The 15,730-nt window shown below is 55.9% G+C and carries 12 protein-coding genes and 1 pseudogene; 3 read left to right on the forward strand and 10 right to left on the reverse strand.

What is annotated here, in order from left to right; translation table 11 throughout:
* Positions 1–18 precede the first annotated feature (18 nt).
* Positions 19–555 carry a type II toxin-antitoxin system PemK/MazF family toxin gene (locus CCASEI_RS04310; protein WP_025387240.1) on the reverse strand — a complete coding sequence of 179 codons (537 nt, stop codon included), beginning with the start codon at positions 553–555 and terminating at the stop codon, positions 19–21.
* A 92-nt stretch (positions 556–647) separates the two neighbouring features.
* On the opposite strand from CCASEI_RS04310, the gene lepA reads away from it, so the two are divergent.
* Positions 648–2,495 carry a translation elongation factor 4 gene (gene lepA, locus CCASEI_RS04315; RefSeq protein ID WP_006821373.1) on the forward strand — a complete coding sequence of 616 codons (1,848 nt, stop codon included), beginning with the start codon at positions 648–650 and terminating at the stop codon, positions 2,493–2,495.
* Positions 2,496–2,515: 20 nt separating this feature from the next.
* Positions 2,516–3,958 carry a M20 metallopeptidase family protein gene (locus CCASEI_RS04320; protein WP_025387241.1) on the forward strand — a complete coding sequence of 481 codons (1,443 nt, stop codon included), beginning with the start codon at positions 2,516–2,518 and terminating at the stop codon, positions 3,956–3,958.
* Here the strand turns inward: CCASEI_RS04320 and CCASEI_RS04325 are convergent.
* Positions 3,955–5,840: pseudogene (locus tag CCASEI_RS04325) on the reverse strand (BCCT family transporter). The gene CCASEI_RS04320 and the pseudogene CCASEI_RS04325 sit on opposite strands and share 4 nt — an antisense overlap.
* 110 nt (positions 5,841–5,950) lie before the next feature.
* Complete coding sequence (locus CCASEI_RS04330; RefSeq protein ID WP_006821376.1) at positions 5,951–6,349, reverse strand: hypothetical protein; 399 nt, start codon at positions 6,347–6,349, stop codon at positions 5,951–5,953.
* 105 nt (positions 6,350–6,454) lie between these two features.
* Between CCASEI_RS04330 and CCASEI_RS15195 the strand changes: the two genes are divergently transcribed.
* The gene (locus CCASEI_RS15195; protein ID WP_006821377.1) at positions 6,455–6,613 is read left to right on the forward strand and encodes a hypothetical protein; all 159 of its coding nucleotides are present in this window, start codon (positions 6,455–6,457) and stop codon (positions 6,611–6,613) included.
* Positions 6,614–6,624: 11 nt separating this feature from the next.
* Here CCASEI_RS15195 and CCASEI_RS04335 read toward each other — a convergent pair whose 3' ends face one another.
* The 7 genes from CCASEI_RS04335 to brnQ all read right to left on the reverse strand — a co-directional run bounded on the left by CCASEI_RS04335 (position 6,625) and on the right by brnQ (position 15,707).
* Positions 6,625–8,070 carry an ATP-binding cassette domain-containing protein gene (locus CCASEI_RS04335; protein WP_038574427.1) on the reverse strand — a complete coding sequence of 482 codons (1,446 nt, stop codon included), beginning with the start codon at positions 8,068–8,070 and terminating at the stop codon, positions 6,625–6,627.
* Between the two features lie 2 nt (positions 8,071–8,072).
* Entirely contained in the window at positions 8,073–8,906 is an 834-nt protein-coding gene (locus CCASEI_RS04340; RefSeq protein ID WP_025387243.1) for an ABC transporter permease, read from the reverse strand.
* Positions 8,903–9,850 (reverse strand): ABC transporter permease, encoded by a 948-nt coding sequence (locus CCASEI_RS04345; RefSeq protein WP_025387244.1) that lies wholly within the window; start codon positions 9,848–9,850, stop codon positions 8,903–8,905. Before CCASEI_RS04345 ends, CCASEI_RS04340 begins: the two co-directional genes overlap by 4 nt.
* Complete coding sequence (locus CCASEI_RS04350) at positions 9,847–11,235, reverse strand: ABC transporter substrate-binding protein (protein ID WP_025387245.1); 1,389 nt, start codon at positions 11,233–11,235, stop codon at positions 9,847–9,849. Before CCASEI_RS04350 ends, CCASEI_RS04345 begins: the two co-directional genes overlap by 4 nt.
* A 196-nt stretch (positions 11,236–11,431) precedes the next feature.
* A complete protein-coding gene (locus CCASEI_RS04355) occupies positions 11,432–12,205 on the reverse strand; it encodes a GntR family transcriptional regulator (protein WP_006821382.1) in 774 nt (257 codons plus the stop codon).
* A gap of 968 nt (positions 12,206–13,173) precedes the next feature.
* Positions 13,174–14,214 (reverse strand): LLM class flavin-dependent oxidoreductase, encoded by a 1,041-nt coding sequence (locus CCASEI_RS04360; protein ID WP_025387246.1) that lies wholly within the window; start codon positions 14,212–14,214, stop codon positions 13,174–13,176.
* 113 nt (positions 14,215–14,327) lie between these two features.
* The gene (gene brnQ / locus CCASEI_RS04365) at positions 14,328–15,707 is read right to left on the reverse strand and encodes a branched-chain amino acid transport system II carrier protein (protein WP_006821384.1); all 1,380 of its coding nucleotides are present in this window, start codon (positions 15,705–15,707) and stop codon (positions 14,328–14,330) included.
* Between the last annotated feature and the right edge of the window lie 23 nt (positions 15,708–15,730).

The raw sequence follows: 15,730 nt of genomic DNA on the forward strand, positions 1-15,730 counted from the left end.
AGGGGCAAAACCAAATTTCTATCCCCAGTGATACATCTGGCGCAGGCGGTTGGCAATGCGCTCAAAGCGGCGCTGCGGGAACAAGATGCCCTTGCGGCGGACTTGCTCTTCGGAGACTTCCAGCACGCGGTCCAGGCGGACCCAGCATTGGCGGCCGGAGTCATCCCATTCGCCGGAGCCGATTTCCAGCCAGGAGTCTTCATCAGAATGCGCGGAGTTCGGGGAAATCAGCAGTCCCAGCACAGTGGAGCGGGTGCGGCCGACAAGCAGGATGGCGCGCTCAGTGGGAGGAGTGCCTGCCCCACCAGTGGGCGCCCACACCCACACAACTTCACCGGAGTCGGCTTGGCCGTCCATATCTGGTGCGAAGAAAATGGAGCGGGAACGGCTCTCAGTGTGCTCAACTCGAATTTTGGCAGGCTTGCGGGGGTCGGTGCCGCCGTGGCTACCGTGCATTCCCAGTCGTGCGTTGATGCGGGAAAGGCCTAGGTCTAACGGGTCTTTTACCTCAATGCCAGCTACTTTGCGCAAACGCGACACAAAGGTCTTAGTCATGCCCACCATCCTAACTCCTATTTTTCACCATGTCTTCGGTATGGTTGATACAAGCTTTCTTTACGCGCATGGAAATACCGAATAGGAATCTTTTGACTAACAATTTTGCCGTATCAACGTTGACGGATCCAGCCCAGATCCGGAACTTTTGCATTATCGCGCACATCGACCATGGTAAGTCGACGTTAGCGGACCGCATTTTGCAGTTGTCCAACGTCGTTGACGCCCGCGATATGCGTGATCAGTATCTGGACAACATGGATATTGAGCGCGAACGCGGTATCACCATTAAGGCGCAGAACGTGCGCTTGCCATGGATTCCTCGCTCCGGTGAGCATGAGGGTGAGCAGCTGGTGCTGCAGATGATTGACACCCCGGGTCACGTGGACTTCTCTTATGAGGTTTCCCGCGCTTTGGATGCGTGTGAGGGTGCAATTTTGCTTGTCGATGCCGCGCAGGGCATTGAAGCGCAGACCCTAGCGAATCTGTATATGGCGATGGAAAATGACCTGGAGATCATCCCGGTCCTTAATAAGATCGACCTTCCTAATGCCGAGCCTGAGAAGTACGCGCTGGAAATCGCGAACATCATCGGCGTGGAACCGGAAGAAGTTCTGCGTGTTTCCGGCAAGACCGGTGAGGGCGTGCCAGAGCTTCTGGACAAGGTCGCAGAGCTCATCCCAGCACCTTCCAGCGAGGTTGGGGCGGATGCACCAGCGCGCGCCATGATTTTTGACTCGGTGTATGACACCTACCGCGGTGTGGTCACCTACATTCGTATGGTTGACGGCAAGCTCACTCCGCGCCAGAAGGTGCGCATGATGAATACCGGCGTGGAGCTGGAGATTCTCGAAATCGGCGTGGTGTCACCGACCCCAACTCCGGTCAAGGGCTTGGGGCCAGGTGAGGTGGGCTACCTCATCACCGGCGTGAAAGACGTGCGTGAGACCAAGGTCGGCGACACCGTCACCTGGGCGAATAAGGGCGCAGATGCACCGTTGACGGGTTATGAAGACCCGAAGCCGATGGTCTACTCGGGTCTTTTCCCAATTTCCCAGGCGGACTTCCCAGATCTGCGTGATGCGTTGCAAAAGCTTCAGCTTAACGATGCCTCCTTGACCTTCGAACCCGAAACCTCCGTCGCATTGGGCTTTGGTTTCCGCTGTGGTTTCTTGGGCCTGTTGCACATGGAAATTACCCGTGACCGCTTGCAGCGCGAGTTTGACCTGGATCTGATTTCCACGGCACCTTCGGTGACTTACCGCGTCATTTCTGAAGATGGCTCCGAGAAGATGGTGCACAATCCATCGGATTGGCCGGGCGGCAAGATTCCGGAAGTCTTTGAGCCGATTGTGAAGATGACGATTATCGTTCCTGAAGCTTATGTCGGCCCAACCATGGAGCTGTGTCAGTCCAAGCGTGGCCAGATGCAGGGCATGGATTACCTGTCCGAGGACCGCGTTGAGCTGCGTTATGTCATGCCTTTGGGTGAGATCATCTTTGATTTCTTCGACATGTTGAAGTCACGCACCAAGGGCTATGCTTCCTTGAACTATGAAGAAGCCGGCGAGCAAGAAGCAGACCTGGTCAAGGTGGATATTTTGCTCCAAGGTGAGCCGGTAGATGCATTCTCTGCGATTGTGCACAAGGACCACGCTGGTCACTACGGCAATAAGATGACCAGGAAGCTCAAAGAGCTCATCCCGCGCCAGCAGTTTGAGGTGCCTATTCAGGCAGCGATTGGCTCCAAGATCATTAGCCGTGAGAATATCCGCGCGATGCGCAAGGACGTGTTGTCCAAGTGCTACGGCGGCGATATTTCGCGTAAGCGTAAGCTGCTGGAAAAGCAGAAGGCCGGTAAGAAGCGCATGAAGGCCATTGGTTCTGTGAATGTTCCACAGGAAGCATTCGTGGCGGCGCTGTCTACTGACTCGGAGTAAACTCGCTAAACTCGGTTGGCATGGAAAAACCTGTTGGAAACCCTTACCCAATCGAGACTAAGCCGCTGCCTGGCCAATTTAAGCAGAAGCGCAAGCTTCCGCGCCAAGGTCAGCAGCTGCCGCCGCTGCCATTTGTCTCTTCCACGATTGAGGGCCGCGCAACGGGGGAAGTCTTCCGTGAATGCGGCGAGGGGATGCTGGAAGAGCTGCAGGATTTGCGGCGCAAGCTCCACCGTCATCCAGAGATTGGTCTGGAACTCCCGAGCACCCAGAAGGCTGTGCTGGATGCTCTTGATGGATTGCCGCTGGAGATTACACTCGGGCAGGATTTGAGTTCTGTCACCGCTGTATTACGCGGTGGCAAGCGCGGGGAGCGCCCAGTATCCGTCCTGCTGCGTGCGGATATGGATGCTCTCGCCGTGAAAGAGCGCACAGGCAGCCCATTTTCTTCGACTAATGATTACATGCATGCCTGCGGGCATGACTTGCACACGGCAGCATTGGTGGGGGCTGCGCGCGTGTTGTCGCAGTACCGCGATGAAATTTCTGGCGATGTCATCTTCATGTTCCAGCCCGGCGAAGAAGGCCCCGGTGGCGCTGATTTGATGATTGATGAGGGCGTGCTCGATGTTGCTGGGCGCCGTCCGATTGCCGCTTATGGCTTGCACGTCGGCCCGCAGGATAGGGGAACGTTTCACTACATCAATGGCCCGACCATGGCATCCTCGTCCAATTTGGCCATTACCGTCTACGGCAAGGGCGGGCATGGTTCGCGTCCGCATGATGCCGTGGATCCGGTGACGTGTTTGGCGGAGATCATTACCTCGTTGCAGACCGCCATTACCCGCCGCTTTGATGCGTTAGAGCCCATCGTGTTGACGGTGACTAACCTGCGCGCCGGCGACGGTGCCTTCAACGCCATCCCAGATAAGGCGGCTTTGGGGGCCACGGTGCGTGTGCTGCGCGATGAGCAGATTCAGGCCGTGCGCCAAGTCATCGGTGAGGTTACCTCTAATATTGCCGCCGCTCACCGCTGCTCGGTCGAAGTGGACTTTGAGGTTCTGTACCCAACCACCAAGACCAATGCGCGTGAGAACCAGTTCGCGGCCACGGTGTGGGGCGCGCAGTTTGGACAGGATTCGATCCGCCAATTTGAGGCGCCGATGATGGCATCGGAAGACTTTGGCGCCGTGCTTGCGCAAGTACCGGGCTCTTTCTTCTGGCTGGGCACTTCCAACCCGGAAACTCCCTACGCGCAACGCGAATGGAACCACTCACCATTAGCGCGTTTTGATGACTCGATTCTGGGGGACCAGGCGGCCGCGTTGGCATCGATAGCCTTTGAGCGACTCGCCACCGAAGACGCGCATCCTTCCACGATCACAAAAGCTGCCCGTACTGCAGTGCAGACGGGCAGCCCTAGTGCTAAAGCCGGTGACCCGGTGAAAAAGCCTGAGGATTAATCCTCTTTCTTCTCCACGCCTTCGACATCCTGGGTGTAGCCATCGGCCCACTCACCGGTGTCGAAGTCATATTCAACCTCGTCACCGTCTTCGTCGGTGCGCTGGTACCACTCGGTGTAGCGGTCTGAGGTGGAGTCGAAGTCAGCACCAGCACCGCGGCCTTCTTCGGCTGGGCGGACGGTGAGCTCGAAGTCATCGCCGTGCTCCTCCAAGCCACGAATAACAGCGTTGGCCACAGCGGCCTGCGCGTAGGTGCGGCGGATAAACATTGGGTCCGCGCGCAGGTCAATCACGAATGCCACCATCATGACCAGCAGCACCACACTAAATGGCAGTGCGGACAAGATAGTCAGATTCTGCAGACCGGACAGCACATCTTCGCCGCCGGTGAGCAACATGACAACCGCAATACCCATCATGCACAGGCCCCAGAAGACAACCAGCAGCTTGTTTGGTGCCGGGTTGCCCTTGGAAGACATGGTGCCCATGACCACGGATGCGGAGTCCGCGGAGGTGATGAAGAAGATTGCCAGAACAGTCAATAAAATAAACGGTGTGATGGTGCCCAGTGGCAGGTTCTGGAACATAGCGAATAGTACGGCCTCGCCACCCGCGGAGCCGTCGAAGCCTTCAACACCTTGCTGGTGGAAGGTAATCGCGGTGCCACCGAAGACGGTGAACGCGAGAACCAGAATCAGAGTTGGGGCGAAGACGGTGACCGCGGTGAACTCGCGCAGGGTGCGGCCGCGGGAAATGCGCGCTACGAACATGCCCACGAATGGGGTCCAAGCAATCCACCATGCCCAGTAGAAGGCTGTCCAGTAGGACTGGAATTCAATGGTCTCATCGCCCCAGGATAGGGACTTGGACATCATCGGCAGCAGCTCATTGATGTACATCAAGATGCCGGATGGAATCAGGTTGAGCAGCAACAAGGTTGGGCCCACGATGAAACAGAAGACAATGAAGCCCAGCGTCAGAGAGATATTGATGTTGGACAGGTAGCGAATACCACGCGCGACACCGGAGACTGCGGAGATGACGAAGCCGATGCCGAGGACCGCGATGATGATAATCAACGTGGTGTTGGTGGCAGGGCCTGCGCCGGAGACAATCTCCACGCCTTCGCCGATCTGAACGGCGGAGATACCCAAGGTGGCAGCGGTGCCAAATAGCGTGGCAATCAGCGCGAGGATATCAATAACCTTGCCTAACGGACCGTCGGTGTCTTGGGAACCAAACAGTGGTTTGAAGATGGAGGAGATCAGGGTGACACGGCCACGACGGTAGGAGGAGTACGCGATTGCTGCGCCCACCAGTGCGTAGGCAGCCCAGGGGGACATGTCCCAATGGAAGTGCGACTGTGCCATCGCCTGGTGCAGAGCCTCCACCGAATTGCCATCAACGGTGTGTGGTGGGGGAGAGATGAAGTAAGACAGTGGCTCAGATGGACCGTAGAAAAACAGACCCACGCCGATACCGGCGCCGAACATCATGGCTACCCAGGAGAAACGGCTGAACTCTGGTTCTTCATCATCGGTGCCAAGCTTGATGCGGCCAAGTTTGGAAAAACCAGCGTATGCCATGACCACGATAGCCATGATCATGGTGAAGTTCAGCAGCCAACCAGCGTTGGTGATTGCCCACGCGAAGGCTGTCGATGATGCGGAGGAGACCTGATCCGGGCGAGTGACACCCCAGATAATAAAGCTAACAATTAGGACGGCCGTGACGGAGAAAATGATTTTGTCGATACCGAAACGGTTTCGTTGATCCTCAACTGGAATACCCGGAACGAGGCCGGGTGCATATTGTGAGGGTAGATTCCGACTGCGGTTTCCCGACCGTCGGAATTATGGGGTTGCGATGAAGTATCGCTCATGGAGATCCTTAAGAGATCGACTACAAAAGTTTAACAATTCCTAGAGAACCGCCTGTTATTCCGGTAATCAGTGGACATCACAATTTATAATCGCGAGTGTGGGGGACAAGTCAGCGCTTACGCAGCGCGACCGCCATCACGAACAGCCCCAAAATCATCAAGATTCCAATCGCGATTGTGTACTCAATCCAGTAGCTGGGATAGATCTTCCACGAGTACCAAAATAGCTGGAAGTCGGAGTATTTCACGGCCATGACGACGGGCAGCCACAGGTACTTCGACGCAATCAGCAGCAGGGAGACAACTGCTATAGAAACATGTAGCGGTTTGCTGGTTTTGCCCAAGGCCATGGTGAGGCTCACCGCGATGAGCCCAAGCACGCCAATGAGCAGCAGAATGAGAAAGAGCGGGGTCTGCGTGGAAAACGGCGAGCCGATGAGAAGGTACTCATGGTCAATGGTGTGTTGCTCTGTGAGCGTGTATCCATCTAGGACTGTTTCAGTGGGCATACACTTATCTTAGGCGGATCTTAAGCTAGGCAAATCACATTGATGTGAGCTATATTAGTTCCTGGAACATTAACCTTTAGCGGATGTGAAAGTGGGTTCGTGCTCATGAACTTCTTTAATCACCGTTCCCCGTCGGAAGAGCACCTCGCGCAACAAGCCCATGCTGCGGAGATGGCTTCACTTGAAGAAGCTTTTACTGTCTTTGAGTACCACGAAGAACACTTGCTCGATGGATCCCTGATGTTGGATATCCAGTCAAGCTAAACCCACAATATCTAGACCACAGAGAGTAGTTTCTGTGTGTAATCATGCTCAGGGCTTCCCCAAATTTCTTCGGTGAGGCCCTGTTCTACTATTTTTCCGTCCTTCATCACCGCAACGTGCGTGCACAGTTGGCGCACCACGGCTAGGTCATGGGAGATGAAGATCAGTGTGAGGTCGAGTTCATCGACAAGCTTGCTCAACAGCTCCAGAATTTGTGAGCGCACGGAGACATCCAGCGCGGAGACGGCTTCGTCCGCGAGCAAAATCTCTGGGTTGCCAATGATGGCTCGCGCGATGGAAATGCGTTGACGCTGGCCACCAGAAAACTCGTGCGGGTAACGCGCGGCATGCTCGGGCAAAAGCCCCACGGACTTGAGCACCGCATCCACTTTGGCGGCAACATCAGTCTTATCCGGTAGACCTTCGGCGATGATGTTGAAAATGGTCATGCGTGGATTCAAGGAACCCTGCGGGTCTTGGAAGACCATCTGTACGGAACCGTTCACGTCCACCTCGCCGGCGGATGGCCGAATTAGCCCCGCAATCATTTTGATCAGTGTGGTCTTGCCGGAACCGGAACCACCGACGAGGCCCCAGCGGCTGCCGCGTGTGATTTGCAGGCTGACCTTGTCCACAGCGGCATTGTTCCCGTATAGCTTGCTGACCTCGGCAATATTGACGTCAATCTCGGTTAACGGCGAGTCATCCGGGATTGACTTGCCCAGCTGGGATGCGGCGATGAGCTGCCGGGTATATGCATGCTGTGGGGCGTTGAGGATGTCGGCGGTGGCGCCAGCTTCGACGATCTCGCCGTCGCGCAGCACCATGGTTTCGGTGCACATGCGGCGCACCACATCCAGGTCGTGGGTGATAAACAGCAAGGAAAGCCCACGGGTTTCAACGAGTTTCTCAATCAGAGTCAGGATGTCGGCCTGCGTGGTGGCGTCGAGCGCTGTGGTTGGCTCATCACAAATAAGAAGTTCAGGATCGAGGGCGAGCGCCATGGCAATCATGACGCGCTGGCGCTGCCCGCCGGAAAGCTGGTGTGGGTAGCGCGTGGCAAAAGAAGAATCTAGACCGACTTCTTCCAGCAGGCGAGTGGTGGTGGAAGAGGATGCCGGAATCTGCTTGGAAATCTTCATCAGCGGGTCCAAGGCGCTCATGGGCTCTTGGAAGATCATGCCAATTTTGGTGCCACGAAACTTGCGCATCTGCTTATCTGGCAGTTCAAGAAGCTCACGGCCGTGGAAGGACACCGAACCGGAAGCCTTGAGAGCAGAAGGCAACAACCCGATGATGGACAGCGCCGTCAGGGACTTGCCGGAACCGGATTCGCCGATGAGCCCCACGCGTTCCCCGCGGGTGATGTCAAAGCTCAGTCCCTCCAACAGCGTGGTGGAGTGGGTGGTGACCTTTAGATTGGAGACATCTAACACTGGTGCTGGTGCATCGGGCATGGTCAGTTCCTTTGTGCGGTTTGACGGGGATCCAGAACATCACGCAGGGCGTCGCCCAAGAGGTTGAAGCCCAAGACAGTCAGTGCAATAGCAAGACCTGGCCACAGGGTGAGACTAGGTTGCACGGCCAGCAGGGACTGCGCGTCTTGGAGCATACGTCCCCACGACGCGGCGGGCGGGGCGGTGCCCAAGCCGAGGTAGCTCAGCGCGGCCTCAGCCAGGATGGCGAGCGCAAAGTACACAGATGCCTGCACGATGACTAGCCCGGTAATGTTGGGGAAAACGTGGCGGGTAGCAATGGTCAGCTCGCTGACCTTCGACACACGTGCAGCGGCGATGAAGTCCTGGGACATCACCTGAAGCGTGCCGGAGCGGGCGACGCGGGCAAACGAGGGGATACCGGAGATACCGATGGCAATCATCGCGGTGAGAGTGGATGGGCCCCACACAGCACCCGCGATGATGGCGAGCAGCAATGCGGGAAATGCCAGCAGCAAATCAGCGGTGCGCATGACCAGCGAGTCAAGGAACTTGCCGCGGCGCATGCCAGCAGCAATGCCCAGGGGCACGCCGATGAGAGCGGAGATAGACACCGCAACAAGACCAACAAAGAGCGTGATCTGCGCGCCGACCATCAATCGGGAAAGCACATCACGGCCAAAGCGGTCCGTGCCCAAAAGGTGCTCAACACTGGATCCCTGCAAGCGGTCCGCGGCAATGGCCATGAGCGGATCATGAGGAGTCCACACCAAAGAGATCAGCGCGGCCAGCACCGTCAGGCAAACGATGATTAACCCGATGATGCCCGTGGCAGGCAGGCGATGAAGGAAACTCATGATTGTGCTCCTTCGCGCAGGCGGGGATCAATGAAGCGGTAGGCGGCATCAGTGAGCGCATTGATGGTGAGAGTAAACGCGACCAGCAGCATGATCAACGATTGAACGGTGGTGAGGTCGCGGACGGAGACGGCATCGAGAAGCATGCTGCCCAAACCTGGAATGACAAAGACTGCCTCAATCACCACGGCGCCCACAATTAGCGTGGTGAACTGCAGACCCGCCACCGTCAGCACAGGCAGAGCCGCGTTGCGCAGGCCATGGCGCCACAGTGCCTGCGCCGGGGACTGGCCGAGTGCACGCGCGGTGCGGATGTAATCCTGGTCCAGCACATCTAACACAGCCGAGCGGACATAGCGGGTTAAGATAGCGCCCTGCACCAGCGCGAGTGCGATAACCGGCATGACCAGGTGCGATAAGAAGGTACCAAAGCCCCAGTTCGGCGGAGACCAGCCATTGGCCGGCAACCAGCCCAAATTGATGGCAAAGAACGCGGTGAGCACAATACCCACCAGGAAGCTCGGGATAGCGATGCCCACCTGCGTGAGCGCAGTGACCACCGTGGCATCCATGTGTCCATTGCGCCGCGCAGTCCACATGCCAACCGGGATAGCGATGGCCAGAGCCAATACCAGTGCGACAGCCACCAAGATGAGGGAGACCTGCGCGCGGTCAAGCACCTGTGCCGTGATGTCTTGCTGCGAAGACAAGGATGTACCAAAGTTGCCAGTAAGCAACCCGCCCATCCAATCGCCATATTGCACCAACAGCGGGCGGTCCAAGCCCATGCTGGTGGTCAGCTCCGCCACGGCTTCCTCAGTCGCGTTGACACCCAGTGCTACGCGCGCCGGGTTGCCCGGGACTGCGCGCATGAGCAGGAAAATCAGCACGGAGGCAGCGAAGAGCGTGATGATGTAGCGCCCGAGAATCTTTAAGAATGTCATGAGGCATCCTCCGAGCTCAGATTGCGCAAGATCATGGCATCAGTAATGGCATTGACCTGCAGCCCGGAAATAGCCGGGTCGGAGATAACAATATTGGGCATATTCATCAGCGTCAGCGCGCCGGCATCAGCCATGATGGTGCCCACGGCTTCTTCCATCAGCTGGTGGTATTCCTCCACGGACTCAGCGGTGTCAGCCGCCGCCAGCAGCTCACGAGTTTGCTCCGAGTCATAGCCCAAGTAGTAATTAGGGTTGCCAAAAAGCACGGGAATATCATGCGGCTCAACGTGCGCCACCAAGGACATTTGGTAATCCTGCGCGCCCATGACCTGGCCCAACCACACGGCCGGGAACTCGGCGGATTCGAGGCGGACATCAAAACCAATGTCCGTCAGCTGCGAATACAACAGCTCCGAGGCAGTCTGGGCATATGGCACGGTGGGAAGCGTCAGCGTCAGCTCGGTGCCCACAACGCCAGCATCTTCCATCAGCTGCTTGGCGCGCTCGGGGTCGAATTCATAGAAGTCGTGCTCGCTAAACCACGGGTCGGTCGGTGGCACAGGCTGCCCGCCGGTATCCGCGGCCAGGCCCTCCCACAACACGTCATTCAAGGCTTCGCGGTCCACGCCGTAAGAGACGGCTTGGCGGACCAGGGGGTCATCGAAAGGCGCTGCATTGTTGTTCATGGACAACAACACTTCGCCGTTGGTGGTGCCTACCTCAACGTTGAATTCCTCCGGCAAAGTGTTGAGCAGCTCCGGGGTTTGCATGGACCACACCACGTTGACTTGGCCGGCCTGCAGGGCATTAATGGAGCTCAGCGCATCGGGATAGTAGGAGATAGTCACATCGGACTCCGCTTGTTCACCCCAGTAGTCACGGTTGGGCTCCAACGCGATGAACTCGCCGGTTGAGAATTGCTTGAGCTGATAAGGGCCAGTGCCGACAGGTTCAGTTGCTAGCTTGTCGATGCCCCCAGGGCTCATCATTGCCCCAATCGCCGTCGACATATTCCACAACCAAGACTGTGAAGGCTGGGTGAGCGTGACCTCTAAGGTGTGCTCATCAATGGCCTCGGCGGACTCAACCGGCGCCATTTGGGAAGCAATGCCGTTGCTCCACTCATTTTGCACATATTCGATGGAGAACTTCGCGGTCTCAGCGGTGAAGGCATCACCGTTGGTGAAGGCAACATCATCACGCAGATGGAAAGTATAGGTGGTGGCATCATCGGAGACATCCCAGCTGTGCGCCAGGCGCGGAATGATATCGCCGGATTCGGGATCAATGGTCACGAGAGTTTCATAGACATTGTCCATGAGCGCTGCGGGGATAGCGGCGCCACCAGTGGTGGTGAAATCCAGGGAGGTGGCACTGGACGTCATGGCAATCGAAATCGCCGATGTATCTGTGTCCCCCGGATCAACAACAGCAGTATGCCCCGCCGCGCAGCCGGTCAATAGTGACCCGGCCATAATGACGCTGGCGGGGAGATACAGAAGCCGTGTCCGGCTTCTAGTGCTCGATTTCATATAGGCAGAGTAACCAATGCCTTAGTGAAATGTGGAATTCTCCACGTCTTTACTTTTCGTAGCGGGTGGAGTGGCGCATAGAAATGTCCAGCGGGGAAGGCGTGCCGGCTATGTAGTTGTAGGTAATGGTCATACCTTCCAAGACATGCAGCATCTCTGTGTATTCCACTGGGGTGCCGTTGTGGTCGGACAGCAGCAGCTTCGAAACCATAGCAGAAGAACCCGGCTCTAGTTCCAGATGCTTGGCATCTTCATCAGCAATGACCTTGCCGTACATTTCTCGGCGGCCGTGGTCCAGACCCAATCCAACATCCCGCAGCTTGGCGTGCAAAGAGCCTTGATCTGGATCCATGTACAAAACATGCTTGCCTACCGGCAACGTGAAGTAGCTGCGCTCTACCGCGATAGGGATCCCGTTGGCTGAGCGAACACGGTGCAGAAACACCACTGGGTCACCTTCATTTATGGACAGCATTTGGGATATATGCTCCGGCGCTGGGCAGCGAGCCATCCACAATGTCTTGGAACTTGCTTCCCAGCCATTGGATTCAATCCAGTCATAGTTGGAAATGAAGGTCTCAAAAGTTTCGGTCTTCTCATGCGGCAGTACGACAGAACGGCGACCACGGCCCGAAGAGATGATTCCCTCTGTGCGTAAAGATGCCAAAGCTTGCCGCACCGGCCCGCGGGAAGTGCTGAATTCTTCGCAGAGTTCGGCCTCAGACGGCAGAAGGCTACCCGCTGGAATATCACCCGACAGGATTTTGCTCCGTAGGTGTTCGGCGATTTTCATGTGCTGCTGAGGTGCTCGGCGGGCAGACATCGAGAGTGGCTCCTCTTTTTGTTCTGGGGCCCCGACCTTATTTCTAAGTCCAGGACGCAGTTTTGAAGATGGGTGAATCGACTTTGGTGAAAAGTCAATTACCGAAAGTTGATGACGGCAGTTTGTCAGGGAATATTGAGTCTTGAACCCAGGCTGTGACTCGGCAGAATTCACGGCTTTGGCATTCAGTGCGCTTCGGCTAAACGCTGCTAAAAATGCGCATAACGGCAATCTAACAAGGATTTCTCCCGACGCTTGAAACTATTTATAGTAATTTTTCAACTCAGAATTCGATGTTGGTTATAACTTCCTTTATCCACCTTATCGGAACTTCCGATTAACTCTGGAAAGCACCAGCAGATCATTGAATGTTTTCTAGACCTTTAAGTGCTGGAGGTTGCCTGCCAACGTCAATTTCTATCCGACTCACACTAAGGGATGGGTTCTCTCACTGCAAGCTTGTTATGGCTGCGCTGAGCTCATGCTGAGGTTAATTGTTCTGATTGGCTTTGGGACAGCTGGGCTTGTCCTTGCATGGTGGCGGCGTAAAAGCCCGAGGTCAATCACCGTATGGTGGCTAATGGTTGCAGTTTGATGGGGAAATATATTTGTCGTTGAACTTTATCGGTGCAGTGTTTACTAGATTGGACATGTCTGCTTTGCTGGCCGAAATTTTCAGTTTCTTTTTGTTTATATCTCAACCCGTGGGAGGGAGGGGTTTGTAGACATATCTACAGGTTGTGGCACTTTCGTGAATTTAATCCACTGTAGTTTCATGCACGGACTAACTATAGGTAGAAACATATTAAAAATATCTATCCGACCCATTGTGTGAAAGCTCACTAATTTTAGCTCATTTTATTCACCATAAGCGAGCAGGTCAGCGCCGGGAATTGATTCCTCGGGTGGCGAAACCTCAAAATTTGTGTGCAAAGTTCGCCACCGTCTCCAGGGAATAAACAAAAGGTCTAGTTGCCGCCCGGACGGCCAGCAACGATTGCTGGATCAAGCTCCCACGCACGCGCCAAGACATCAAGTCCAGTCAGGGTGGTCTCACGGGAGGTTGCCTGCACGGAAATCATGAGCTCGTCCGCACCGGAGATTTCTTGGAAATCAGTCAGGTATTCACGAATCTCAGTTTCCGTGCCAACGGCGGAGTAGCGCAGCATATCTAGAATCTGCTGGCCTTGAGCGGAGCCGATGAGTTGCTCCACCTGGTTATCGGTGAGCATTCGCCCGCGGCCCACCATGGTCTTGATGCGGTTAAAACAGACCTTTTCGTACAAAGCATCTGCTTCTTCCTTGGTATTCGCGCCAGTGACATTGACACCCGCGATGACATAAGGCTTATCCAAAGTTGCCGATGGCTGGAAATTCTCACGGTAGTACTGAGTGGCCTGCTCCAGATGGGTTGGTGCGAAGTGCGAAGCGAAGGCATAAGGCATGCCGTATTTTGCGGCCAAGGAAGCGCCGAACATGGAGGAGCCAAGGATGTAGAGCGGAACATTGGTGCCCGCGCCAGGTACCGCCTGGACGCCCGGAATAGGGGAGTTATCTGCCAAGTAGGCTTCGAGCTCTCGTACGTCTCCAGGGAAGCGCTCTGCCGCATTGAAATCACGGCGCAGTGCACGGCCCAAAGTCTGGGCATCGGTGCCTGGTGCGCGGCCCAGGCCCAGATCGATGCGGTCTGGGTACATCTCCTCCAGGGTGCCGAATTGCTCCGCGATTACATAAGGGGAGTGGTTAGGCAACATGATGCCACCCGCACCGAGGCGGATGGAGTTGGTCTTCGCGCCGATATGCGCAATCAAGACGGCTGGGCTGGAAGAGCTAATCGATGGCATGTTGTGGTGCTCGGTGTACCAGATACGGGAGTAGCCCAGCTCCTCTGCGCGTTGCGCCAGCTGCACCGAGTGCTCGATGGAAGCGGTTTCGGTTTCACCTTCATAGATGGTGCAGAAATCCAGAACGGATAGGTGTGCGCGAGAGGTGCTTTTTGCTTCTGTCATTTTAACTCTTCTCCAACAAATCTCTTTTTACGGATATCAAGAACAAAATCTCCTGCCACGCTATCTAGAATTTCACTTCCAGGCTGCGGGGCAGGAGATTGGGGACTTCAGTACTAGTCAGTGATCTTGGCCTTTTGAACCTCACGGTCAGCATTCTTAGCAATGACGTCAATGACGACACCGATGATGAATGCGATGAACGTTGGAGTAATCCAGCCCAAATCCAGGTCCTGACCCGGCGATAGGTTCAACATCGGTTCGAGGATATTTGTTCCCCAACCTTGTGCGGAGATGGTGGTCAGTGCGGACCACAAAACAGATACCCACAAGGCAAGGCGGTAGGCCCAGTAGAAACCAACGACCTTGCGCACCAGTGGCTGCACCAAGGTCATGACAATCAGAGCGATTGCCGGTGGGTACAGGAAGACGATAAATGGAACCGCAACGGCCATCACGGCATCTAGGCCACGGAAAGCAATCAGGATGGAGAGCACGGTGAAGATGATTGCCCAAGCGTGGTAGCTGATCTTTGGAACCAGGGAGTTAAAGAACTCGGAGGTCGAGGTGATCAAACCAACGGCGGTGGTCAAGCATGCCAGGACGACAATGAGGGAGAAGACGGTCTGGCCTGGGGTGCCCATGGTTAGCTTCGCGGAATCTGCGAGCAAGATAGCGCCGGACTCATAAGACTGGCCATCTGGGACGGTCTGCGCCATGTAGCCCAGGCCCAGGTAGATAGCAGCCAGCAAGGTACCAGCGATGATGCCAATGATGATGGTGGAGCGAATCAGAGTACCGCCGCGGCCAAAGCCCTTAGCACGCAGGGAAGAAATAATGACGATACCGAACGCCAGACCGGCGATGGCGTCCATGGTGTTGTAGCCCTCAAACAGGCCGGTTACCAGTGGGCTGGACTCATAAGCCTCAGTTGGAGTGCCCGGAATACGCTCATAATTGGTCACCGCTAGGGTGATCAGGGCAATCAGCAAGATGACCAGCGCTGGGGTGAGGAAGCGGCCCAGGATGTCAATGACATTGTTCGGCTTCCAGGACAGCGCCAGGGCGATGCCGAAGAAGATGACGTTGAAAATGCCGTTGGCAGCGGTACCTTCCCAGCCCAACAGTGGGGTAATAGCGGTTTCCATAGAAACCGCACCGGTACGTGGCAAAGCGTAGAACGCACCAATGGACAGATACGCCATGACGGAGAATGCAATGCCGAAAAAGAGGCCACCGCGTCCGGCCAGGTCACGCACGCTGTAGCCAGAGATAGCAATGGAGACAATCGCCGCGACGGGCAGAAGCACACCGGCAATGAGGAAGCCGATGATGGCTGGCCAGAAGTTGGTGCCGGAGCTTACGCCCACCATGGGCGGGAAGATTAGGTTGCCGGCACCAAAGAACATCGAGAAAAGCATCAGCGATGCAATGAGGATGGTGATCAGCGGCGAAGCCGACTTGGACTTCGCGGGTGATGCGACGGTGTCTGACATTGAAGTGCCCGTCCTTTGGAATG

Origin of the sequence: Corynebacterium casei LMG S-19264 (assembly GCF_000550785.1) — a bacterium.
In the GTDB taxonomy this organism is placed as follows: Bacteria; Actinomycetota; Actinomycetes; order Mycobacteriales; family Mycobacteriaceae; genus Corynebacterium; species Corynebacterium casei.

What these genes read in the sequence shown, in the direction of transcription:
- CCASEI_RS04355 (WP_006821382.1), bottom strand. Translation starts at nt 12,205, where the DNA reads ATGTCTGCCCGCCGAGCACCTCAGCAGCACATGAAAATCGCCGAACAC.
- CCASEI_RS04345 (WP_025387244.1), bottom strand. Translation starts at nt 9,850, where the DNA reads ATGACATTCTTAAAGATTCTCGGGCGCTACATCATCACGCTCTTCGCT.
- CCASEI_RS04340 (WP_025387243.1), bottom strand. Translation starts at nt 8,906, where the DNA reads ATGAGTTTCCTTCATCGCCTGCCTGCCACGGGCATCATCGGGTTAATC.
- CCASEI_RS15195 (WP_006821377.1), top strand. Translation starts at nt 6,455, where the DNA reads ATGAACTTCTTTAATCACCGTTCCCCGTCGGAAGAGCACCTCGCGCAA.
- CCASEI_RS04320 (WP_025387241.1), top strand. Translation starts at nt 2,516, where the DNA reads ATGGAAAAACCTGTTGGAAACCCTTACCCAATCGAGACTAAGCCGCTG.
- CCASEI_RS04360 (WP_025387246.1), bottom strand. Translation starts at nt 14,214, where the DNA reads ATGACAGAAGCAAAAAGCACCTCTCGCGCACACCTATCCGTTCTGGAT.
- CCASEI_RS04310 (WP_025387240.1), bottom strand. Translation starts at nt 555, where the DNA reads ATGACTAAGACCTTTGTGTCGCGTTTGCGCAAAGTAGCTGGCATTGAG.
- CCASEI_RS04330 (WP_006821376.1), bottom strand. Translation starts at nt 6,349, where the DNA reads ATGCCCACTGAAACAGTCCTAGATGGATACACGCTCACAGAGCAACAC.
- CCASEI_RS04350 (WP_025387245.1), bottom strand. Translation starts at nt 11,235, where the DNA reads ATGACGTCCAGTGCCACCTCCCTGGATTTCACCACCACTGGTGGCGCC.
- CCASEI_RS04335 (WP_038574427.1), bottom strand. Translation starts at nt 8,070, where the DNA reads ATGCCCGATGCACCAGCACCAGTGTTAGATGTCTCCAATCTAAAGGTC.
- brnQ (WP_006821384.1), bottom strand. Translation starts at nt 15,707, where the DNA reads ATGTCAGACACCGTCGCATCACCCGCGAAGTCCAAGTCGGCTTCGCCG.